We start from the raw sequence: 23,016 nt of genomic DNA, 5'->3' as shown, positions 1-23,016 counted from the left end.
ATATGCCTAATTTATCACCAAAGCTAACCGACGTTTACAACAAGCGTCTCGACTTAGTTAAGCCATCTGGAATTAGAAGTTTCGATAAGCAAATTTCTAATATTGATGGCATCATTAAGTTAACGATTGGGGAACCAGATTTAAATACTCCTGATCACATTAAAGAAGCTGCTATTGAAGCGATTAAGAACAATGATACGCACTACTCAGCTCAACCTGGTAAGATTGAACTTAGAAATGCAATTCATCATTACCTATCAGTTGCCCATGGTCTTGATTACGATCCTGAAACTGAAATTGTGGCTACAATTGGGGCCACAGAAGCGCTTTATGCTACTTTTGAAACCATTTTAAATCCTGGGGACAAGGTTATTTTACCCACACCTATTTTTGCACTTTACGAACCAATCGTAACGTTGCTGGGTGGTGAAGTAATCAATGTTGATACTTCTAAAGATAATTTCAAGTTAACTCCTGAAAAACTAGAAGAAGTATTAGACCGCGAAGGTGATTCTGTTAAGGCTGTGTTACTAAACTACCCAAGTAATCCAATCGGAGTTGAATACTCTGAATCATTAATTAAGGACTTAGCGAGTGTGATCAAAAAGCACAATATCTTTGTTCTTTCTGATGAAATTTACTGTGAATTAACTTACGGCGTGGAACACCATTCCATTGCTGAATTTATTCCAGAACAAACCATTTACATTAATGGGGTTTCTAAGTCCCATGCCATGACTGGTTGGCGGATTGGATTCGTTGCTGGACCAAAGCCAATTGTGCAAAAGATCATTAAGACCCATGCCTTTATGGTTACATGTCCACCAGACGTTGACCAAGATGCTGCCACGGAAGCATTGCAAAATGGATTAGATGATCCAATTTCAATGCGGGCAATTTATGAACGTCGTCGTGATTACATTAGTAATCGTTTGGACCAAATGAAGTTTGAAACGGCGTTACCTGAAGGTGCATTTTACATTTTTGCTAAAATCCCTAAGGGCTTAGAACAAGATGATGTTAAGTTTGCATTGACCTTAGCTAAGGAAGCTAAAGTCGGTGTAATTCCAGGAAGTGCATTCGGACCTGGTGGTGAAGGCTACATTCGGATGTCATATGCTGCTTCTGACGAAGACATCAAGACTGCAATGGATCGCATCGAAACCTTCCTTGCTCAAAACATTTAACCAAATTACTGAATCGAGGATGATATCAAATGAAAGAATATAATGTCGCAATTTTAGGTGCTACTGGTGCCGTTGGAATGCGAATGGTAGATCAATTAGCTCATTCTACAGTTCCGGTGAAGTCATTGAAGTTATTGGCTTCCAAGCGTTCTGCAGGTAAGAAGGTAAAGTTTAAGGATCAAGAAATTACGGTTGAAGAAGCTACTCCCGAATCATTTGATGGGGTGGACTTAGTATTAGCTTCAGCTGGTGGGGCTGCTTCTAAGAAGTTCTTGCCAGAAGCAGTTAAGCGCGGTGCTGTCTGTGTTGATAATACAAGTGCTTATCGGATGGATCCAGAAGTGCCATTAGTAGTGCCAGAAGTTAACGTTGAACAATTAAAGAACCACAAGGGAATTATTTCTAACCCTAACTGTTCCACGATTCAAATGGTGGTTGCATTACAACCCGTCTTCAAGAAGTACGGTTTAAAGCAAATTATCGTTTCCACTTACCAAGCTGCTTCCGGTGCTGGTCAATCTGCATTGAACGAATTTTACCAACAAGCTCAAGATTACTTAGATGGTAAGGAAATGAAGGCGAACATCTTACCAACGGCTAGTGACAAGAAGCATTACCCACTAGCATTTAACCTCCTTCCACAAATTGATGTCTTCGAAGATGAAGGCTACACACACGAAGAATGGAAGATGATTCACGAAACCAAGAAGATCATGTTAAATGATATGGATGACGAACGCATTAAGGTAACTGCTACCTGTGTGCGGGTGCCAGTTCCAGTTTCTCATGGTGAATCCGTATACTTTGAAGTTGAAGATAAGAGTGCAACTGCCGAAGATATTAAGGCAGCAATTCGGGATGCTGATGGGGTAACCTTACAAGATGATCCTGAACACCAAATTTATCCACAACCACATACTGCTGAAGGCCACCGTGAAACATTCGTTGGTCGGATTCGTCCAGACTTAGAAAACAAAGGTAGCTTCCATCTTTGGGTAGTTGCTGATAACTTGTTAAAGGGTGCTGCATGGAACACAGTTGAAAATGCAGAACGCCTAGTAGAACAAGATTTAGTTCGCGTTCCAAAGGATTACTATCAAGGTTAAAATAAATCGGTAACAGCCATATTAGGAGGTTTTAAATTTGAGTCGCAAAATTCCAAACATTATGGGGACCCAACACCCAGACAATGCCAACATTCCATTCTTTAAACATACCCGACCATTCGTTTCAGCTGCTCGTGAAATTGATGAAGCTTACGAAAACTTTTCACGCTTAGATGCAGATGAATACATGTGGGACTGGGAAGGTAAACACGCTGACTCATCAGTAATTGACCGTTTATACACGGAACATTACGAATACTTTAAAAAACACCCCCTTGGTAAGGATAAGTTCTTAACTTTCCGTTTACCTAACATTTGGGAAGAAAAGGGATATAGTTTAATGCAAGCCATGACGACCATGCTACTTGCAGAAGACTTTGCTAAGGATCTTCAATTCGAAAATCGGCCATTATTTGAAGCCATTTTACCAATGACTCAATCTGCTGACCAACTATTTGAAATGGAAGAAAAGTTCTCCCGGTTAGCTCACTTTAAGGACAAAGAATTCAGTCAAGGTTATAAGAATGCGGATACATTACAAATGATTCCACTATTCGAAAGCTTTGAAGCTCAATTGAACGCGCCTAAAGTGCTTAAGAAGTTCGTTGAACTATACAAGGAACACTTTAACCGTGAAGTGCCTTACTTACGGGTCTTCCTAGCTGGTTCTGATTCAGCCCTTTCAAATGGATTTATTAACAGTATTATTGGTAACAAGTTAGCATTAACGAAGTTAGCTGAATTTTCAGATGAAGTTAACTTACCAGTTTATCCAATCGCAGGGACTGGTAGTACCATCTTTAGAGGGGGATTATCACCACTAACGATTGATCGTTACTTACAAGAATTCCCTGGTTTAAAGACTGCTACCATTCAATCCGCATTTAGATATGACTATCCATTGGATGTTGTTAAACCAGCCATCAAGAAATTACGGGAAGGTTTACAACAAAATGACTTCCGGCCAATTAAGGCTGAAGATCAAAAGGTACTCCTAAGCATTGCTGCTAAGACAGCGAAGGAATATCACGAAACCCTTGACCCATTGATCAATGATTTACAACCCGTTTTCGATGCCTTTCCAAAGCGTCGTGATCGTCACCAACACGTTGGAATTATTGGATACTCACGGGACGTTGATGGATACAAGATGCCACGGGCCATTACATTTACTGGTGCATTGTACTCAGTAGGGGTACCACCAGAATTAATTGGGACCGGGCGAGTATTGCAACGCCTAAGCAAGAAGGAATTCGAAACCCTAGTTAAGTACTATCCAAACATTCGAAAAGATTTCGAACAAGTTTCTAAGTTCTACAGTCCAGAAGGGATGCAAGTCTTGAAGCAACACAACCCAGCATGGGAAGCAGTTGAACAAGATGTGCTCGCAATGGATGAACTATTCGATATTCAAGCTGGTCCTACGAATGATAACGAAGCTAAGCATGCAGAATTAGCTGCTGACTTAGATCGGATCAACGATAAGGAAACTAGAACCATGTTAATCGAAAGAATGGCTAAGTTACGTAAGTTCTTAGGTTAATTAATCAATAAAAAAATCCTGATTGAAATTAATTCAATCAGGATTTTTTAGTTACTTATGATTTAATTTTGCTTGACAGTCCTTGCAGAGACCGTAAACTTCAATTTTGGACTTAGTCGGTTTAAAGCCCGGATCTTGTTGACTAGTGATATCACGTAACTCTTGGTCCAATTGACTGTACTTAGGGTACTTAATATCGGTAATCTTACCGCAATTCTCACAGATTGCGTGAAAATGGGGCTCACCGAAGAAGTCAAATCGCACGCCACCATCTTTATTGGGAAGCTGGATGATGATGTTTAAGTCCTCTAACAACCTCAATGTATTGTACACAGTAGCCATACTTAAATTAGAAAAGTCGTTTGCTAATGCCTCATAAATCGTCTCCACTGAAGGGTGGTTATGATGATTAATTAAATACTTCAAGATAATCTGACGTTGTGGGGTGATTCGTACTTTATTCTTTTTTAAGATGGCAATTGATTGGTCATAAACATTCTCACTATTCATTATTAAAACCCCCTGCCACTTTATAACAATTATCAATTAAGTCTTATTACGATAAATATAAAGGAAGTTTGTTTAATAATCAAATTTTTAGCTCAAATATAATGATTCCTTAAAGATGAGGGACCCATTGATCGATTTGATGGTTAATCCCAGCTAATAAACTATCAATACTGGTCTTTACTTCAGCCGCATTAAAACTAGCTTGGTGTGCAGAAGCCACTTGGTAGTGAACATCAACGGCTGGATGACTAAGGTCATAAATCGCAACGATTCCAATTAAATTACCAGCCTTGTCACTGATGCCCCAACATAATTGTTGGCCATCCATAATTTTACGCATCACATCGTTGACGAATGTGCTGGAGTCAGCTGGGCCTTGATCAGCGTTTAGATTGGTTCTTAGGGTTTCAACGTCTTTGACCTTGTACTTTGTTAACCAGTCTAAATTATAGCTAGCAGTCATAATAGGGTGTAGTCCTTCAAAATTATTCATAAATTCATCTCCACTTACAATTTAAACTTATTGTACCTTGCTTGTTTGTGGAAATAAAGTATCTCTCATCGCTAATTCATCGGCTACGGATACTTCACAGCACCCGCCGATCCACTTAGCACCCGCGTCACGCCATTCAGCTGCAGCCTTACCAAAACTAAAGTCTGGGGTATCTGACCATTGCTTAGTACTTGGATCATAGTGAGCGCCTGAATTAGGGAATACGATTAGCGATTGGTCAGTGGTTTGATGTTGCTTTAAGTAGTTTAAAGCGGGAACGGTGTATTCAGGATGGTTACAGTTAAACCCGTATGCGACTACGTTTGGGATGGATTCAATCAATTTTTGGACCTTCAATAAATCGGTCCCGTCACTAATGTGGTGTTCATCCTTAATTGAACAGGAGATGAATGCAGGGGTATCTGGATACTGACTGAGCAGGGCTTTAATGACCTTTAACTCGTTGTAATCTGGAATCGTTTCAAAAGCTAGTAGGTCTACGCCTGCATCAACGAGGGTCGCTAATCGTTGCTTGTGAAAATCAGTAAGCACTTGGTCGCTAACGCCATAGTTACCAACGTATTCGGAACCATCAGCTAGAAAAGCGCCATATGGTCCAATAGCGCCTGCCACCCATTTAGTTTGAGGGGTATCACTTGCTGCAACGGCATTGCGGGCTAGTTGAACTGATTTTTTGATCAGGGCAATGGCTTGATCTTCAGTATAACCAGCAGCAACAAAGCCAGGCACACTGCCTTGGTAGGTGTCAGTGACCGTAACGTTAGAACCGGCATCTAAGTATTCCTTATGAATGGCTTGGACGATGTCGGGATGACTATCGAGGGCACTAGCGGTCCAAAGTTTGTTGTTAAGTTGTATGTTACGAGTTTCTAGTCCATATGACATTGCACAGTCGATTAAGATGTTGTTTTGTTGGTCAATCCAATTTTTAATTTTACTCATTATCATTACCTCCATTTACGGTTTGAACTTTTTTACGATAAACTAATTGATAATATGCATAACATAGAATTGAGAACGGAATTCCCACTTCGAGGGCAATCCGTTGGTTCGGATCGGATGCGATACCAACTAACGAAATTGCACAAATAATAATTACTAACCATGGTACTAATGGATAAGCCGGAGTGCGATAGCTTAGTTCACTTAGTTGGTGTCCCGACTTGAGAAATTGCTTGCGGAAGTTTAATTGAGCCCAACCAATAATTAACCAGACCATCACCACTGCAAACGAAGAGATTGCGGATAGGGCTAGGTAGACAAGCTTAGGTGAATAGACGCTAGAGAAAAGGGCTAATAATCCCCCTAAAATGGTCAATGCTAACCCGTATACGGGGATACCGTTCTTACTTAGTTTAGCTAATCTCTTAGGGAGCGTGTTTTGATCAGCTAATGACCAGATCATCCGCGAAGCCGCATAGACCCCGGAGTTAGCTGCTGAAAGGACGGTAATGAACAAGATGAAGTTCATAATGTCGCTGGCATATGGAATTCCACAATTGTTTAATACTGCAATAAATGGACTGTCAGTTAATGCAGCTGATTTTTGTGGTAAGAGTGCTCCCATGATAACGATGGTCCCGATGAATAAAACGATTAGGATCACTAAGGTTTGAAAAATCGCTTTTGGAATGGCTTTTTTAGGATTATCAGTTTCCCCAGCTGCCACACTGATCATTTCAGTTCCAGAGAACGCGAAGTTCGCAGCTAAAATGACTGAAAAGATGGGACCAAATCCATTGGGGAACCAACCGGGTTTGATGATTTCCTTGAAGAATGGCGCAAAATTAGCGTGGTGAACGGGGATAATCTTAAAAATCATGCCCAGTCCGAGGACGATAAATGCAATTAATGCAAAGACCTTGATGATCGACATCCAAAATTCAGTTCGATTGAAGAAGGTCAGATTAAACGAGTTAATTGCAAAAATTAAAATGGTAAAGCCAATGGTCCATGCCCACGTCGGGATGGTAGGGAACCACTTTTGGGCCAAAATGGCGAGAGTAACGAACTCAGAGCCTAATGCAATGGTCCAGGTTAACCAGTATAGCCAAGCGGTTACAAACCCTACCCCCGGACTAATATACTTACTAGCGTACCGGTGAAAAGCACCGGTGTTAGGATCATGGACGGTTAATTCGCCCAAACATAACATTACTAAGCACACCAAGAGGGCGCCGATTCCATATGCAATAATGGTGCCGACTGCTCCGGCAGATTGGATCAGATATCCAGAACTCATGAAAATCCCAGTTCCAATTACCCCGCCCAAACTAAGGGTAATTAAATGCCGACTTTCCATCGACTTGGTAAACGATTGCTTTGCCAAATGACTCATTCCTTTCTAAATAAAAAAAGCACCCGTCCTCTCGAAAGGACGAATGCTCGTGGTACCACCTTTATTTGCTAGTTAAGTCAACTAGCCTCAGTCCGGAACGAATTCATTCCGGTCCACGGTATCGGGTGGCAGTCGTTGTCGGCTAATCATTCACCGACAAACAGCTCAAAGACCATTGTTCATTAACGAATTCCAATCTGTTTGCACCAACCACAGACTCTCTAAGTGTGAACCGCTAACTACTTTTTCTCATCAACGCTTAATTTTATTATTTAATGCTAATTATATTATAATCTATTAATTTGTCAAATTAAATTTTAAGCGGTGTTTGATTTCGTTTTTATTTTGAAATATGTAATAATATAGGTATAGGAACAAAATAAATGATGAAAAGGACGATTGACAATGATTGAAAAATTTTTAATCGGAACATATACCAAGCGTGCAAGTAAAGGGGTTTACGAAGTCGAATTAGATACTGATAAAAAGCAACTTCAAAACCTCCAATTAGTAGCTGAAACTACGAACCCAACTTACGTAACGTTATCTAAGAAGAACATTATTTACTCCGTTGCGAAGGAAGTAAATGGCGATGACGTTCATGGTGGTGTATTAGTCCTTGATGGTAAGGAACGCCCAGCTGGAACGATCGAAACAGATTTCGACAAGGGCACGAACCCTGCTTACATTTCTGTAGATGAAGGTCGTCAACTAGTTTACACTGCCAACTACCATACTGGGGTTATCAACGTTTACAAGATTGCTTCTGATGGGACTCTTGCTAAAGTGGACGAAGTAGTTCACAAGGGTAATGTTGGTCCACGTCCAGAACAAGCAGACGGTGCCCACCCTCACTTTGCTGACTTAACTCCAGATGGTCGCCTAGTAGTAGTTGACCTAGGGCAAGACCGGGTTTACCTATATGACGTTAGTGATAACGGTAAGCTTAGTGAAGTTAGCCACTTGGACATGGAAGCTGGTTTTGGTCCTCGTCACATTCGCTTTGATGCTGACAAGGGTGTTGCATACCTAGTTGGTGAATTAAGTAGTAATGTTGCTGTATTAGACTACGATGCTGCTGCTGGTAAGTTCACCGTTCGTGAAATCCACTCAACGATTCCAGAAGACTGGACTGAACACAATGGTTGTGCTGCTATTCGGGTATCCAATGACGGTCGGTTCGTATACGTTTCTAACCGTGGAAACAACACCATTGCGGTATTTGAATCAGATGCAAAGGGCAGCTTGAAGTTCGTTGAACGGGCATCCGTTGAAGGTGACTTCCCACGTGACTTTAACTTAAGTGCTGATCAAAGTCTCTTGGTAGTAGTGAACCAAGAATCCGATAATGGAACGGTATTTGAACGTAACGCTGACACTGGTAAGCTAACGGTAGTACAAAAGGACTTTACCGTCCCAGCTGCCGTTTGTGTGGCTCGTGAAGCTGAATTCTTAGATTAATTAAATTAACCAATTTGAAAAAGGATTCGTCGCATTATGATTGCGATGAATCCTTTTTTGATTGCCAAAATGATTGAGCTAGTTGGTCAAGTTGTTGGGCGGTATTAATGGTGGTTCGGTAATTCCAATTGGCTGGAAATAACTGTTGATATTGAAATTGATTGAAACGACGGTCCATTAATAAGATGATGCCCTTGTCCGTAGCGGTGCGAATTAGACGTCCGGCGGCTTGGACCACATGATTCCACCCCGGCAGTTGGTACGCATACTTAAATCCCTCACCATTTTCAGCATTGAAGTAATCCTTAACCAGATTGGTTTCTTCATTTAATCCAGGAAGGCCGACACTAATAATGCCCACGCCGATTAACTTTGTCCCAGCAAGGTCAATTCCCTCCGCAAAAATACCACCGAGAATTGCAAAGCCCATTAATGGGACTTGGTCATCGTCGTTAAATTGGTGCAGGTATGCTTCACGCTGCTCACTGGTCATTTGCCGAGTCTGCAATAAGATATTAAATGCTGGATAGTGTTGAATCATGAAGTCGTAGACTTGTTGCATGTACTTGAACGACGGGAAGAAAAAGAGGTAGTGCCCGGGTTTACTGTTAGTAAACGTCATTATCAGCTCACAAATTTTAGGGATGCTAGCGGTTCGTTGATAGTAAGTAGTCTGAATTTGTCCGGCAGTTACGACTAATTGATGCTCAGGTGGAAATGGGGAGGGTAGTTGATAAGCTAAACTATCAGCTTCGTTACCTAACACCCGTTGGTAGTATTGAATTGGTGATAACGTGGCCGAGAAGAAAACGGCACTACCACCTAAATTCAGTGATTCAGCGATAAATTCACTAGGATCCATGCAAAATTGCCGGAAGGTGACTGAAAATTGATTACGAATGATGCGGGTCCGATAAATTTCAGAATCATATAGATCATTAATTTTGAGGTAGGCTAGACATTGAAAATAAAAATCCAGGACGGCTTCAGTAACTGGTGACTTAGCATCTTGTTTAGGTAACCAGCGATGGATCTCTAAGGCCGCGTCGTTGAGGTGTTTAACGATGTTAGTCAACGGCTCTTCGAATACCATACTTTCGACTTGTTCCTTCCCTAAGAGACGATCGTAGTGATCGAACGAGCGTTTGATGGACTGCATTCGTTTGATGAGCGCTTCATTGGCTACGGGTTCAGTTTTTAATTGTTTAATGATGGTCTTTAAATCAGCATTCGAGATTTCTGCTGAGTACATTTCACGGGAACGCTCCACTAGATTATGGGCTTCGTCAATTAAGAAGCAATTGCGGTCGTCAGGCACGGAAAAGAAACGTGCTAGATGGATTTGGGGATCGAATAGGTAATTATAGTCAGCAATAATAACATCGCAGAATTCGCTTAAATCCAGAGAAAATTCAAAGGGGTCTAATTTATATTGTTCCGCATACTTTTCCACCGTTGCCCGGGTAATTTGGGTCTCGTGGGCTAAGACATCCTTTAAAGCTGGTTTTAGGCGATCATAATAACCAATCATATATGGATTCTCATCTGGAGCTAGTTCACGTGCTTGTTCGAACGTAATCTGATCCTTAGCGGTCAAGGTAATACTTTTAATGTTCAACCCATGGTCAGCCATGATTTGAATCGCATTTTCAGCTACCCGGCGGGTGCTTTGCTTAGCGGTTAAATAAAAACAACGGTCGGTCATTTCGGTCCCCATGGCTTTGATAGTGGGAAATAATGTCGACATGGTCTTCCCGGTACCAGTGGGCGCTTCTGCAAAGAGGTGTTTTTCTAAAACGATTGTTTTATACACCACAGCTGCAAAATCACGTTGCCCGTTTCGAAAGGCTTTAAACGGAAACTGCAGGTGTTGCGCACTTTGAATCCGGTTTTGGGTTAGTTGTTCGCGTAATACTAACCATTCGCGATATTCATCAATGACTTGGGTGAAAAACTGTTTGGCAGTATCTCGGTCAATGGTTTGTGTCTGACGCGTGACTTTTTGATCTGGCGTTTGCACGTAGGTTAACTTTAGGTTAACGGTCTTGACTTGTGGATCTTGATGCATCAATAAGTGGGCGTAAAGCTTAGCTTGCCCCCAGTATAATTTTAAAATGCTAGCGGGCAGGTCTTTGAAGTTAGCATCTGATGTTTTGATTTCTTCAATGATGGGGGTCTTAGCATTAATGATTCCATCAGCCCGGCCGTTAATTAAGTATGGCTTGTGGTTAATATCCACTAATTCATCTAGGTATTTTTCGGATTCATAGTTAGCTTCCGAATGGTGCTTTTGAATCTGGCGGTGAATCCTAGCGCCTTGTTGACTAGTATTTTGGCTATTTAAGCTGGCGTTTAAGTCACCACTTCTAAGGGTGAACTGAACTAAATCGCGGACCCCAATTTTAACAGTTGCGATATGCGCACCTCCTAAGTGTTACAAATTAAAGGTTTAGTAATGATTAAATTATGGATAAGGATTGTCTTTTTCAGCTAAATCACGGTTTAACATTATCATTTTAATGCAATATCCATTAAAATAGATGGTGATAACAAACTGCTAAGGAGTCGTTAAACATGATTAAAATTGTAACGGATTCAACCTCATTAATTACTGAAGAACAAGCGAATGAATATGGAATTACGGTCATCCCATTGAACGTCTTAATTGGGGATGAAGTATATAAAGATGGAATTACCATTGATGGTAAACAATTAACTGAATACATCGAAAATAATCCGAATAAGGCTTTTCCAACCACCAGTCAACCAGCGATTGGGGACTTCATCGAAGCCTATGAAGAACTAACCAAGGATGGTAGTCAGGTCATTTCAATTCACATGACCGACATCCTTAGCGGAACGGTGAATTCCGCTGAACAAGCAGCCCGCATGATTGGCGATAATAAGGTCACGGTCATTAATTCGCATACGACCGACCAACTATTAGGCTATGAAGTCTTACAGGCCGCTAAAATGGCTAAAGCGGGTGATTATTCATTAACGGAAATTACTGATCGGGTCCATGCGATTATTAACAACAGTGAACTATACATTGCCGTAAGTACGCTGAAGAATCTTGAACGCGGGGGCCGAATCAATCGAGTTACCGGGTTATTATCTAAATTATTTAACCTACATGTGGTGCTGCACTTAACCGATGAAGAACTAGCCCTAAGAGCGAAGGGACGGGGAAATAAAACCCTTAAGAAATGGGTCCGTGAATATGTGGATTCCATTAAGGACCGGAACTTAAAGTTTGTGGGACTAAGTTATGTTGGTGATCCCGACTTTGCTGATTTTGTTTCAGAAACCATTAAATCTGTATTTCCAGATGTGGAAGTAAAAATTATGTACACCAGCGCAATTGTTTCAATTCACGCTGGGTTAGGCGCTTGTGGAATGGAATTCGTCTTTGACTAAATCGCCAAGATGATTTTCTTAATGATGATAATCACAGCTGCCCCAGTAATTGGACCAAACGTTGGAATCAACGCGTACCGCCATTGAGATAGGGCGGGATTGAACTTCTTTGAGAAAAAGGCTCTCGGTACTAAGTCCCGGGTCGGATTAAATGCGGCCCCGGTGATGGGACAAACAACGGTAATACAGCATGCAACGACTAATGATGAAATCGTGATGTTGATAAAGGAATTAAATTTAAATAATCCTAATACCTGCGAGTTAATCGCAATTACCGCCGTCCCACCGGCTTCCCAGAGAAAGTTACGCCAGTGATGGTTAACGTTACTAGGCACGGTCGCATAGAAGTTCAAGTTGACTGGTAGTGTGTAAAGCCAGCGTTCCCAAACGGTCCATGTCGTTTGCGCAGCTAGCCATGCAGCAGCCACTTGGGCGATCATTTCTAATAACATGATCCAAAACGAAATTTGTCCGTTAATGGCTTGAACGGCTGAAAAGATGGGATTGTAATTTGATGTCCCAAAAATTAGCCCGGTAACTAGGGATGCAAAGTAAATACTGAGTCCCCAGTAAAATCCGGTAATATATCTAGTTTGTAACTTCGGATATAAGAAGTAGTTGATTATTTCACTGATACCAAACCCGAGCGTTAGCATTAAATATGTACCAATGAACTCTCCAATAATTAAACCCATTGGAATAGGCCTCCTTAAATATATGATTGATCAAGATCGCAATTTAGCGATCTTTTTTATTTGCTGGCGTTAAAAATCGAATAACTTTATTATAGCTAATTTAATAGGAACAATAAAGCAATCATTAATGAAAGATGCCCTTAATTAAATGCGTAAATATCCATTTTCTAGCAATATATTTAATATTTAAACATAAAAATGCAAAAAAGGGTTGTATTTATTCAAAAAGGGTGTTAAAGTTATGCATAATAAATCAAATATTTCGAAAGACGGTGCATATTTATGAATCAAAAAGTAGTTTTAGCTTATTCCGGTGGATTAGATACTTCAGTTGCAGTTGCGTGGTTAATTAACAAGGGTTATGACGTTATCGCTTGTTGTATTAACGTTGGTGAAGGAAAAGACTTACATAAAGTTAAGGATAAGGCGCTTAAAGTAGGGGCTAAAAACGTTTATGTAATTGATGGATTAGATGAATTCGCAGATGAATATTTATCATATGCGTTAAAAGGGAATTTAATGTATGAAAATGCATATCCTTGTGTTTCTGCATTATCCAGACCATTGATCAGTAAGAAATTAGTCGAAATTGCCCATAAGGAAGGCGCAACCGCAGTGGCACATGGTTGTACTGGAAAGGGAAATGACCAAGTCCGGTTCGAAACCGCAGTTAATACCCTAGATCCTGATTTAGAAGTATTAACCCCAGTTAGAGATTGGCACTGGTCTAGAGAAGAAGAAATTGACTATGCTAAAGAACACAACATTCCAATTCCAATTGATTTAGACTCACCATACTCAATCGATGCTAACATTTGGGGACGGGCCAACGAATGTGGGGTATTAGAAAACCCATGGAACCCAGCACCAGAAGATGCATTTGCCATTACGAACCCAATTGAAAAGACACCTGATGAACCAGCGATCGTGGACATCGACTTCAGTAAGGGTATTCCAGTGGCATTAGATGGCAAGCCAATGTCATTTAAGGACATTATCCAAACGTTAAACCAAGTAGCTGGTGAACATGGAATTGGAAGAATTGACCACGTTGAAAACAGATTAGTGGGAATCAAGTCTAGAGAAGTATACGAAACACCAGCTGCATTCGTATTACTAAAGGCTCACGAAGAATTAGAAGACTTAACGTTAGAAAAAGATGTAGCGCACTTTAAGCCAATGATCGACCAAAAGATGAGTAGCATGGTTTACGATGCACTATGGTTCTCCCCATTAATGGATGCTTTAAAGCAATTCATTGATAGTACTCAAGAAATGGTTAGTGGAACCATCAAGTTGAAGTTGTTCAAGGGAAACATCATTGTGCTAGGTAGAAAGTCAATCAACTCACTTTACGATGATGATTTAGCTACTTACACTTCTGCTGATTCATTCGACCAATTAGCATCTGAAGGATTCATCAAGCTTTGGAGCTTACCAACTAAGGTTTACTCCCAAGTAAAGATCAAGAACCAACAACATGCATTGATTGATAGCATTAATAAGCAAGGCAGTAAGCAAGCTGAATACGTAACGGCTAAGAATAAGGAGCAATCAGATGACAAATAAAAAACTATGGGGTGGGCGGTTTCAAACCCCCACAAGCCAAGAAGTAGATCAATTTGGGGCTTCCATTTACTTTGATCAACTGATGGCCGATGAGGACATTACCTGTTCTCTAGCCCATCTGCATATGTTGGCTAAGACCAACATCATCGATCAAGCTGATGCAGACCAAATTGAAGCCGGCTTAAAGCAAATTCAAAAGGATGTTGCTGCAGGCAACGTTAAATTTAGTTATGAAAACGAAGATATTCATATGAATATTGAAAAACTATTAACGGATCAAATCGGTCCCGTAGCCGGAAAATTGCATACGGCACGGTCCAGAAATGACCAAGTGGCGGTGGATTTTCACCTCTATGTAAAACGGCGGTTGCCCCAAGTAATTGACCTATTAAAGCAATTAATGGCGACGCTAGTGGAATTGGCAGATCAAAATGTTGAAACGATCATGCCAGGGTACACCCACTTACAACACGCTCAACCAATCTCATATGGTCATTACCTAATGGCGTACTACCAAATGTTCAAACGGGACTGTGAACGGTTTGAATTTAACCTACACCATACAGATATGTCACCATTAGGAGCGGCCGCATTGGCAGGGACGACTTTTCCCATCGATCGGGAAATGACGGCTAAGGAAATTGGATTTAGCCAAGTTTACGCGAACTCGTTAGATGCCGTTTCTGATCGGGACTTTGCCTTAGAATTTTTGAGTAATGCTTCCATTTTGATGATGCACTTCTCTCGGTTCTGTGAAGAAATTAGTATGTGGGCTAGCTATGAATTTAACTACATTGAAATTAGCGATGCTTACACAACTGGTAGTTCCATTATGCCACAAAAGAAAAACCCCGATATGGCTGAATTAATTCGGGGGAAGGTCGGCCGGGTATACGGTCACCTAACTGGGTTATTAGCAACTATGAAATCATTGCCACTCGCTTATAACAAGGATTTACAAGAAGATAAAGAAGGTGTTTTCGATGGATTCAAAACCATTATCCCATCTATTAAAATATTTATGCACATGCTTCAGGGTATTTCGGTAAACAAGGATAAGATGTACCAAGCAACGACCCATGATTTTTCTAACGCGACCGAATTAGCGGACTATTTAGCTGCGAAGGGGATGCCATTTAGACAGGCCCATTCGATCGTTGGTCAAATGGTGTACGATTGCATTGTGAAACATGTTAACTTACAGGACTTACCAATTGAAACCATGCAAGAATACTCCGATTTAATCGAACCGGACGTGTATAACGATTTAAAACCAGAAGTCGCCGTTCAACGGAGAACATCACTAGGTGGGACTGGGTTTGAATCAGTAAAACATCAAATTGAACAAGCTAAAGCTGATTTAGCATAATAAAAAACCATTCATCGCTTTGATGAATGGTTTTTTGCATTATTCACTTAACCAATGGTTAAATGCTTCGATGTTGGAGCCTAAGTAGCTAACTGCTTCTACCCCAACGGATTGAGCTTCTTTTTCAGCGTCTTCTGGAGCAAGGTCGTAAAGGTTTCTAACACAACCTTCAGCAATGTCCATGTATTTTAAAGTCCGACCGATTCCGCCATCGTTAAATAATGCATCTAAATCATTTAAATTATTTTTAGCAGCATTGTAGACGGTCCCAGCGATATCCTTGGTACCATCAGGAAGAACGTTCATTGCATATGTTAGTAAGAAACTATTCATATCAATGATTGCTTTTTTACGTTCTTCGCGTTCGGTTTTTCTCTTCATTTCAATATCACCTCATTATTGTTAATACTAATTGATTATGCCATAATCTGCAAGGTTAATGACGACTAGAACGTAAATTATTATTACCATTTACCTTAATATTCCGTCGTTTAAACTTGGGCTTACTATTGTTGGCTTCAAATCGAAAATGATGCATCCGACCATTAAATGGTTGGCCCATTAATTTGGCCCTGATCCATTGTTGCATGACCGTCTCCATCGACTTAGCAGAAGCCACGCGTTCAGCAATACCTTCTTGTTCGGCGGTGGGGATGACGTTACCAGCAATCTGTTTAATTAGGTTTTGGTGGTAGGTCAATAGTTCTTGGGTCAGTGGTTCATCTTTATAACTATTAAATAGTTTTTCAATGTAGCGCATTGCATCTTTAGAATCTTTTGGTTGGTAGTATCTACCCATACTCGTCACTCCTTAGCATCTATTTTACAGGATTTAGCCTAAAAATGAAAAGTGAAATAACATGCATAAACAAAAGTTGAATATACAATGGCTACTTATTCAGCTTTTATGCATAAATATATTTATTTTTAAAATTATATTGCATATTATTTCATCGAGTGTTATTATATATAGCATAAACAAGCGAGAAAGGTTTGATATTCATGAAGAACAAGATTGTAAAATTATTAATGGTTTTTATAATGACATTTAGTGTTTTTACTGGATTGTTGAATAAAAATACATATGCTCAAGCAAGTAGCAGTGATAATTATTTATCAACAATTAAAAAGAAGGGCACTTTAGTGATGGGGACGGCGCCTGATTATCCGCCATACGAATTCACTAAGAACGAAAATGGTCAGGCTAAGATCTTAGGAGCCGATATTGAATTAGCTAAGCAAATTGCTAAAAATATGGGGGTTAAACTTAAGATCAAGTCCATGAGTTTTGACTCCTTACTAGTGGCCTTACAAACCGGTAAGGTGGATATGGTTATTGCTGGATTGACCAAGACGCCAGAAAGAGCCAAGAGTGTTGACTTTACCATTCCTTACTATAATGGTGGGCAAAGTTTATTGATCAATTCAAATGACCATAGCATTAAGTCTTACAAGGACTTAGCTAACCAACCAGTGGGGGTTCAAACTGGAAGTACTCAATATAACTTAGTAAAGCAACAAGTAAAGAACGCTACCCTAAAGGGAATGGAAAGTGTTAACGACTTAGTGCTAGCTTTAAAGACGAACAAGGTTAAAGCCGTTGCGGTTGAAAGTGCAACCGGGGAAGCCTATGCAGCTAACACGGATGGAATTAAGCAAATTGATGCGAAGTTCAATACTGCAAAGGCTCAAAACGTTGTGGCATTCCACAAGGGCGCAACTTCACTAGTTAACGCCGCTAATAAAACAATTGAGGCCGCTAACAAGAGCCATGAATTTGAAAACAAGTTCATCCCAGCCGCTTCTAAGGAAATGGGAACTGGTGCTAAGAAAGCTAAAATCTCAGTTTGGCAACAAATGTATGATTACAAGGACTACTTCATTAAGGGAACTGAATACACAATCTTAATTTCAATCGTTGGGACGATTTTAGGATTATTACTTGGAATCTTATTAGCCCTAATGAAGCTATCTAAAAATATTTTATTCCATTCAGTTGCGGTTGCTTACATCGAATTTATTAGAGGAACGCCATTGATGGTTCAAATTATGTTCGTTTACTTCGGATTAGGAACCATCGTAAATGTGCCTGCACTAACTGCCGGGATTATCGCCGTGTTCATCAACTCGGGGGCCTACGTTGCTGAAATTATCAGAAGTGGGATTGAATCAATTGATGATGGGCAAAGTGAAGCCGCTAGATCATTAGGTTTTTCTAACCATCAAACCATGCAAATCGTGGTCCTACCTCAAGCGATTAAGAACATCTTGCCAGCATTAGGGAACGAATTTGTATCCTTGATCAAGGAAAGTTCAATTGTATCCATCATCGGGGTTACCGACTTAATTTACCAATTAAGAATTGTGCAAGCCGATACTTACCAAGGAGTGGTACCAATCTTTATCGTAATGGTAATTTACTTCATCCTAACATTTGGGATTTCAAGATTACTAGGCTTGTTCGAAGGGAGATTAAAACATGAATAATACCGATATTTTAAAAATCGAACACATTAAAAAAGAGTTCAAAAACAACTTGGTGTTAAAAGACATCAGCGCCAATGTTCAATCTGGTCAAGTGATTGCATTGATTGGACCATCTGGGGCGGGGAAGAGTACCTTCCTTAGATGTATAAACATGTTAGGCAAACCCACTTCAGGGTCCGTTTACTTTGATGGCAAGGACCTAACTAAGTGTAAGGATAAAGAACTAGATAAATTAAGAACTAAGATGGGGATGGTATTCCAAAACTTTAACCTCTTCAATAACATGACGGTATTGGAAAACGTTAAGGTGGCCCCTATTAAAGTGAAAAAGGTTTCTGATCAAAAGGCAACTGAGATTGCCCATCAACTCCTCACCCAAGTTGGTCTAGATAACAAGGCTGACGTTTATCCAAGCAGTTTATCTGGTGGTCAAGCCCAACGGGTGGCAATTGCTAGAGCATTAGCAATGCAACCAGAAGTAATGTTGTTTGATGAACCAACTAGTGCCTTGGATCCTGAAAAGGTCGGCGAAGTCCTTTCAGTTATGCAAGACTTGGCTCAACAAGGGATGACGATGCTAGTGGTGACCCATGAAATGGATTTTGCCAAGAACGTGGCTAATCAAATTTGGTTCATGGATGATGGCCAAATTGTTGAAAAGGGTGCGCCAAAGGAATTCTTTGACCATCCAAAGACCCAACGGGCTCAAGACTTCTTATCTAAAGTAATTTAATTAATCCATGCAAAAAGACGCGATTCCAAATTAGGAACCGCGTCTTTTTTTGATGTAATTATTGTTCAGCCTTAGCTGGCTTTTTTCTGAAGTTAAATAGTACGTTTAAGATGACCGCAGTCAAACTCGTAATTACCACTCCGTTGTTCAAGATGATGTTAACTGATTCAGGAAGTGATTTTAGAATTTGTGGGTAGAAAGTAATTCCTAATCCTAGTCCAACTGATACGGCAACAATAAGCAAATTGTCATTGTCGTCAAAATCAACTTTTTGTAAGACCCGAATTCCTTGAACCCCAACCATCCCGAACATTGCAATCATGGCACCACCTAAAACGTAGTCAGGCATGATTAGTACAATGGCAGCAGCCTTGGGTAGTAATCCAAGGAGTAACAAGAAGACGGCAGAGTAATAAATCGGCTTTCTACTCTTGATCCCAGAGATTTGAACCACCCCGACGTTTTCAGAGAACGTGGAGTATGGGAAGGTATTAAAAATTCCACCTAAGATGGCGGCAATCCCTTCAGAACGGTAACCACGTTTCAAATCATCACTGGTTAATTTACGGTCAACGATATCACCAAGGGCGAAGAACACTCCTGTTGATTCGACCATGGTAGTCAATGCGACTAAACTGATGGTAACGATGGATGACCATTCAAAATGTGGTGTCGAGAAGTAAAATGGAATTGGTAGTCTGAACCAACTGGCCTGGCTAATGGAACTAAGTGATACTAAGCCCATAGAACCAGCAATTACGGTTCCGGCTAACATCCCGATCAATACGGAAATAGCCTTGAAGAATCCCTTCGCATATACGTTCAACAACACGATAATGAACAGGGTAGCCAATCCGATTAAGAGGTGGGTCCCATTTCCAAAGCTGGCAGCGCTTGGATCACTGCCCCCGATATCTTGAACTGCCACTGGAATCAATGAGAATCCAATTACGGTAATTAATGAACCGGTAACCACTGGTGGGAAGAATTTTCGTAGTTTGGAAAAGAGTCCCGCAATTAGGAACATGAAGATTCCAGCCCCAATGATGGCGCCGTACATGGCACCCACCCCGAGTTGGCCCCCAATGGCCTTTAGGGGAGCGATATATTGAACCGCACATCCTAACACGACTGGTAGTCCGATCCCCGTTAACGGGGTACGCTTTAATTGCAGTAATGTTGCAATCCCACACATGAAAATATCAGTGGAGATTAGATACGTCATTTCAGCAGCGCTGAAGTGTAAAGCGGTCCCAATTAAAAGGGGCACGATAACGTCTCCTGAATACATGGTCAATAGGTGTTGGAACCCTAACAATGCATTCTTGAATTTAGATTCGGATCGAATCTCTTGCAAAATAATCATCCTTCCAAGTGTCCTGGAATAATGACCAAGTATGCTGATCAAAATTTCATATGGTATCAGAAATTTTGTGGCTTATAGTCTATACTTTACGGGTATAGGTAGAAACTGACCAACCTTATTTTGGCATTATATAGGCACGTTTAATATTACTTAAATACTCTAGCATTTTTATTGACAAAAAACAATGAACATTTGGGCTATAAAGGTTATAATTGTATGTATTATTGTGAAAAACGGAGTAGGAGGATTTTTAGTGAAAACCATTTTAGCAATTCATACTGGTGGGACCATTTCAATGTCCGCCGATGAAAATGGGGAAGTAATTCCCAATCAAGAAAACCCAATCGCAAGTCATGATGTGACTTTGGACGGTGAAGTCGAATTAATTAATGATCCAATGTTCAACTTACCATCTCCACACGTGACTCCAGATGTGATGTTACAACTACGGGACCGGATCTTAAAAGCCGAACAAGACGGCATTGACGGCGTGGTAATTACCCACGGGACCGATACTCTAGAAGAAACGGCCTACTTTTTGGACTTAACGTTACCCAACCGGCTACCAGTGGTATTGACCGGAGCAATGCGGTCATCCAATGAAATTGGTTCGGATGGGTTATACAACCTACAGAGCTCAGTGGCCGTAGCAGCATCTGATGATGCGATTGGTAAAGGGGTCTTAGTAGTGATGAATGATGAAATTCACACGGCTCGCTACGTGACTAAGACGCATACCACTAATTTAGCGACGTTCAAGACCCCAACCTTTGGTCCCTTAGGAATCATCAGTAAGCATAAACCTTACTTCTTCCAAGAGTTAATCAAAAGTGATTCCTTCAACATTGACCATGTTGAATCAGGAGTGTTCCTATTAAAGGCGTTCGCCGGAATGGATGGGACCCTATTTGATGCATTGAACAATGGCAACACTAAGGGATTGATTGTTGAAGGATTGGGATCCGGAAACTTACCACCAGCAACATTACCAGCATTACAACGCATTTTAGACCGTGGTATTCCCGTAATTCTAGTATCGCGTTGTTATAATGGAATGGCCCAAGATATCTATGATTATCAAGGCGGTGGAATTGAATTAGAACAAATGGGCGTTAGCCTTTGTCGGGGCTTGAACGGTCCCAAAGCCCGCATTAAGCTAATCGTAGGAATTAGTAACGGCCTTAAAGGCGCTCGCCTAGCACAGTACATGAGTACTGCAATATCTTAAAATTGCGAGGTTTTTAAATGGGGATTGTTTTAAATAATTTAAAAGTGGCAGCCAAGAAGAATCAAATTGTCAACGTTTATCGTATGGATGAAATCTTTTTCACCGGGTACGTGTATAAGCTAGACGATGTTGATGAACAATTGGTCTTGCGCACTTATGATGAGTGGGGGATGCCCGATGGAATGGTCTATTTGGACTTGACCACGGTCTATGATGTCGAAGTTAACGATAGCCCAGATTTAAAGCATATGAAACGCCGAATCGATCTAGCTGAGCTATATCAATTTGATGAAATTGCTGAAACTGATTTGATGCCATTAAATAAGTTGGCTAACTTGCGCTTGGAAATCCTAGGGCGTTCGTACGTGGATGGTCAAGTTGTGATGATTACCACCTATGATGGGAATGGGATTGCCGGTAACTATAAATGTGTGATCAACAGTGTGAACAGTGAAGTGGTGAACATTACGACCGTTAATAAGATGGACTTTGCTGATCACCAGACCCGTTCAATAGCGCTAAGCGATATTGTGACCATCGAGTTTTTAGGGAAGGAATTGACCCTGTTAACTAAGAACCGGTCATTATTATTCGGCCCTAGTCTAGCGACCCAACAAATCAGTGGTGGTGATTTGAGCGTTCCTGCTATTTTGGACCACTCTAAAAAACATCATCAATTGATTGAAGTGGAGTCGGCTGCTGACAATGGTTATTATTACATTGGTTATGTGGTCAATTATAATTCAGAATTCATTATCTTTAATCTGGTCAACATGAGTGGCCAGTTTGGTGGCTACGTGCTATTACGAACTTCAATGGTTGCTAGCTTATTTACCCAGTCTGATTATTTGACCTTAATTAATCACTTAGTGGCAGAAAATAAGGCCGCGCATACGTTCGTGGAACCAGTTTTAAATGCGGATCGAGAATTTGACATGACCGATAACGCATTGCTAGCCCTATTACGGCAAGCAATTAAGTTGAACCGGTTGGTCCGGATCGCTCAACCCAAGACCCATGGGATGTTAGGCTATCCATTAGAGATCACCCCCATTACGAATCAATTAGTCTTTCAAGAAGTGGATGATAGTCGCGAAGGGTTGGAGAAACCCGTTGAAATTCATCTCAGTAACATTGGTGAACTCTCTTTTGGCTACTTAGAAGCTTTCTTTATCGATGATGGGTTAAAGAATCAACGTGAACTATAACAAAAAAGCCAGCCGAAATTTCGGCTGGCTTTTAATTTGCAACAAGCTTAGTTTTTGTTAATGAAGTTTTCAATTAATTCAGTTTCTTCATTAGTAGGTTGTTTTTCCATTGATTTGATATCGTGTAGTCGTTCAACACTTAAGTGTAAGTTGAAGGCTAATTGAGTATCAGGCCATGCAGTAGCTTTTTGGTAATCAATGATTTCTTGTGAAATTTTGCTAATTCCGTTTGTCATGGGACGCCTCCTGAATAAATAATCTCACTTAATTATATTATAACTA

The 23,016-nt window shown here is 40.6% G+C and carries 21 protein-coding genes, 1 riboswitch and 1 other annotated feature; of the genes, 11 read left to right on the top strand and 10 right to left on the bottom strand.

Features of this window, described 5'->3' with window-relative positions; translation table 11 throughout:
* Window positions 1-2 precede the first annotated feature (2 nt).
* The 3 genes from R4146_RS00870 (at window position 3) to ppcA (ending at window position 3,836) form a co-directional block, all read left to right on the top strand.
* Entirely contained in the window at window positions 3-1,187 is a 1,185-nt protein-coding gene (locus R4146_RS00870; protein ID WP_339959582.1) for an aminotransferase class I/II-fold pyridoxal phosphate-dependent enzyme, read from the top strand.
* A gap of 29 nt (window positions 1,188-1,216) precedes the next feature.
* Window positions 1,217-2,293, top strand: coding sequence for an aspartate-semialdehyde dehydrogenase (locus tag R4146_RS00865; RefSeq protein WP_339959581.1), 1,077 nt, complete (start codon window positions 1,217-1,219; stop codon window positions 2,291-2,293).
* A gap of 61 nt (window positions 2,294-2,354) precedes the next feature.
* Window positions 2,355-3,836 (top strand): phosphoenolpyruvate carboxylase, encoded by a 1,482-nt coding sequence (ppcA, locus tag R4146_RS00860; RefSeq protein WP_339960621.1) that lies wholly within the window; start codon window positions 2,355-2,357, stop codon window positions 3,834-3,836.
* Between the two features lie 51 nt (window positions 3,837-3,887).
* On the opposite strand, the gene R4146_RS00855 is transcribed toward ppcA, so the two are convergent.
* From R4146_RS00855 to R4146_RS00840, 4 genes are all read right to left on the bottom strand, one after another.
* The gene (locus tag R4146_RS00855) at window positions 3,888-4,346 is read right to left on the bottom strand and encodes a Fur family transcriptional regulator (protein WP_339959580.1); all 459 of its coding nucleotides are present in this window, start codon (window positions 4,344-4,346) and stop codon (window positions 3,888-3,890) included.
* A 109-nt stretch (window positions 4,347-4,455) separates the two neighbouring features.
* Entirely contained in the window at window positions 4,456-4,839 is a 384-nt protein-coding gene (locus R4146_RS00850; protein ID WP_339959579.1) for a hypothetical protein, read from the bottom strand.
* A 27-nt stretch (window positions 4,840-4,866) separates the two neighbouring features.
* Window positions 4,867-5,802 carry a homocysteine S-methyltransferase gene (gene mmuM, locus R4146_RS00845; protein WP_339959578.1) on the bottom strand — a complete coding sequence of 312 codons (936 nt, stop codon included), beginning with the start codon at window positions 5,800-5,802 and terminating at the stop codon, window positions 4,867-4,869.
* A complete protein-coding gene (locus R4146_RS00840; protein WP_339959577.1) occupies window positions 5,795-7,198 on the bottom strand; it encodes an amino acid permease in 1,404 nt (467 codons plus the stop codon). The genes mmuM and R4146_RS00840 overlap by 8 nt, the downstream gene beginning before the upstream one ends.
* Before the next feature lie 32 nt (window positions 7,199-7,230).
* Window positions 7,231-7,463: a binding site (T-box leader), on the bottom strand.
* 140 nt (window positions 7,464-7,603) lie between these two features.
* Between R4146_RS00840 and R4146_RS00835 the strand changes: the two genes are divergently transcribed.
* On the top strand, window positions 7,604-8,659 hold the full coding sequence (locus tag R4146_RS00835; protein ID WP_339959576.1) for a lactonase family protein: 1,056 nt from the start codon (window positions 7,604-7,606) through the stop codon (window positions 8,657-8,659).
* Between the two features lie 34 nt (window positions 8,660-8,693).
* Here R4146_RS00835 and R4146_RS00830 read toward each other — a convergent pair whose 3' ends face one another.
* Window positions 8,694-11,075, bottom strand: a complete 2,382-nt coding sequence (locus R4146_RS00830; protein WP_373695342.1) for an ATP-dependent DNA helicase — start codon at window positions 11,073-11,075, stop codon at window positions 8,694-8,696.
* Between the two features lie 158 nt (window positions 11,076-11,233).
* On the opposite strand from R4146_RS00830, the gene fakB reads away from it, so the two are divergent.
* Window positions 11,234-12,079: a DegV family protein gene (fakB, locus tag R4146_RS00825; protein ID WP_339959573.1), complete on the top strand. Its 846-nt coding sequence runs from the start codon at window positions 11,234-11,236 to the stop codon at window positions 12,077-12,079.
* On the opposite strand, the gene R4146_RS00820 is transcribed toward fakB, so the two are convergent.
* Window positions 12,076-12,774 (bottom strand): aquaporin, encoded by a 699-nt coding sequence (locus R4146_RS00820; protein ID WP_339959572.1) that lies wholly within the window; start codon window positions 12,772-12,774, stop codon window positions 12,076-12,078. The two genes, fakB and R4146_RS00820, sit on opposite strands and share 4 nt — an antisense overlap.
* Before the next feature lie 282 nt (window positions 12,775-13,056).
* Here R4146_RS00820 and R4146_RS00815 point away from each other — a divergent pair, with 282 nt between their 5' ends.
* Window positions 13,057-14,343, top strand: coding sequence for an argininosuccinate synthase (locus tag R4146_RS00815; RefSeq protein WP_444939755.1), 1,287 nt, complete (start codon window positions 13,057-13,059; stop codon window positions 14,341-14,343).
* Window positions 14,333-15,712 carry an argininosuccinate lyase gene (gene argH / locus R4146_RS00810; protein ID WP_339959571.1) on the top strand — a complete coding sequence of 460 codons (1,380 nt, stop codon included), beginning with the start codon at window positions 14,333-14,335 and terminating at the stop codon, window positions 15,710-15,712. The genes R4146_RS00815 and argH overlap by 11 nt, the downstream gene beginning before the upstream one ends.
* Window positions 15,713-15,751: 39 nt before the next feature.
* On the opposite strand, the gene R4146_RS00805 is transcribed toward argH, so the two are convergent.
* Window positions 15,752-16,093 carry a hypothetical protein gene (locus tag R4146_RS00805; RefSeq protein ID WP_339959570.1) on the bottom strand — a complete coding sequence of 114 codons (342 nt, stop codon included), beginning with the start codon at window positions 16,091-16,093 and terminating at the stop codon, window positions 15,752-15,754.
* Window positions 16,094-16,148: 55 nt separating this feature from the next.
* Window positions 16,149-16,511, bottom strand: a complete 363-nt coding sequence (locus R4146_RS00800; RefSeq protein ID WP_339959569.1) for a hypothetical protein — start codon at window positions 16,509-16,511, stop codon at window positions 16,149-16,151.
* A gap of 242 nt (window positions 16,512-16,753) precedes the next feature.
* Between R4146_RS00800 and R4146_RS00795 the strand changes: the two genes are divergently transcribed.
* Together R4146_RS00795 and R4146_RS00790 are read left to right on the top strand one after the other, a co-directional pair.
* Window positions 16,754-18,199 (top strand): ABC transporter substrate-binding protein/permease, encoded by a 1,446-nt coding sequence (locus R4146_RS00795; protein WP_339959568.1) that lies wholly within the window; start codon window positions 16,754-16,756, stop codon window positions 18,197-18,199.
* Window positions 18,192-18,932, top strand: a complete 741-nt coding sequence (locus R4146_RS00790; RefSeq protein ID WP_339959567.1) for an amino acid ABC transporter ATP-binding protein — start codon at window positions 18,192-18,194, stop codon at window positions 18,930-18,932. The genes R4146_RS00795 and R4146_RS00790 overlap by 8 nt, the downstream gene beginning before the upstream one ends.
* Window positions 18,933-18,990: 58 nt before the next feature.
* Here the strand turns inward: R4146_RS00790 and R4146_RS00785 are convergent, their stop codons facing one another.
* Entirely contained in the window at window positions 18,991-20,289 is a 1,299-nt protein-coding gene (locus tag R4146_RS00785) for a nucleobase:cation symporter-2 family protein (protein ID WP_373695323.1), read from the bottom strand.
* 64 nt (window positions 20,290-20,353) lie between these two features.
* Window positions 20,354-20,452, bottom strand: a riboswitch (purine riboswitch).
* A gap of 99 nt (window positions 20,453-20,551) precedes the next feature.
* Here R4146_RS00785 and R4146_RS00780 point away from each other — a divergent pair.
* Window positions 20,552-21,526: an asparaginase gene (locus R4146_RS00780; protein ID WP_339959565.1), complete on the top strand. Its 975-nt coding sequence runs from the start codon at window positions 20,552-20,554 to the stop codon at window positions 21,524-21,526.
* A gap of 17 nt (window positions 21,527-21,543) precedes the next feature.
* The gene (locus R4146_RS00775) at window positions 21,544-22,734 is read left to right on the top strand and encodes a hypothetical protein (protein WP_339959564.1); all 1,191 of its coding nucleotides are present in this window, start codon (window positions 21,544-21,546) and stop codon (window positions 22,732-22,734) included.
* A 47-nt stretch (window positions 22,735-22,781) separates the two neighbouring features.
* Here the strand turns inward: R4146_RS00775 and R4146_RS00770 are convergent, their stop codons facing one another.
* Complete coding sequence (locus tag R4146_RS00770; protein WP_339959563.1) at window positions 22,782-22,970, bottom strand: LBP_cg2779 family protein; 189 nt, start codon at window positions 22,968-22,970, stop codon at window positions 22,782-22,784.
* Window positions 22,971-23,016 lie beyond the last annotated feature (46 nt).

The sequence above is a fragment of the Nicoliella lavandulae genome (genome assembly GCF_037546185.1).
In the GTDB taxonomy this organism is placed as follows: domain Bacteria; phylum Bacillota; class Bacilli; order Lactobacillales; family Lactobacillaceae; genus Nicoliella; species Nicoliella lavandulae.
This window is presented reverse-complemented; position numbering and strand designations above follow the sequence as displayed.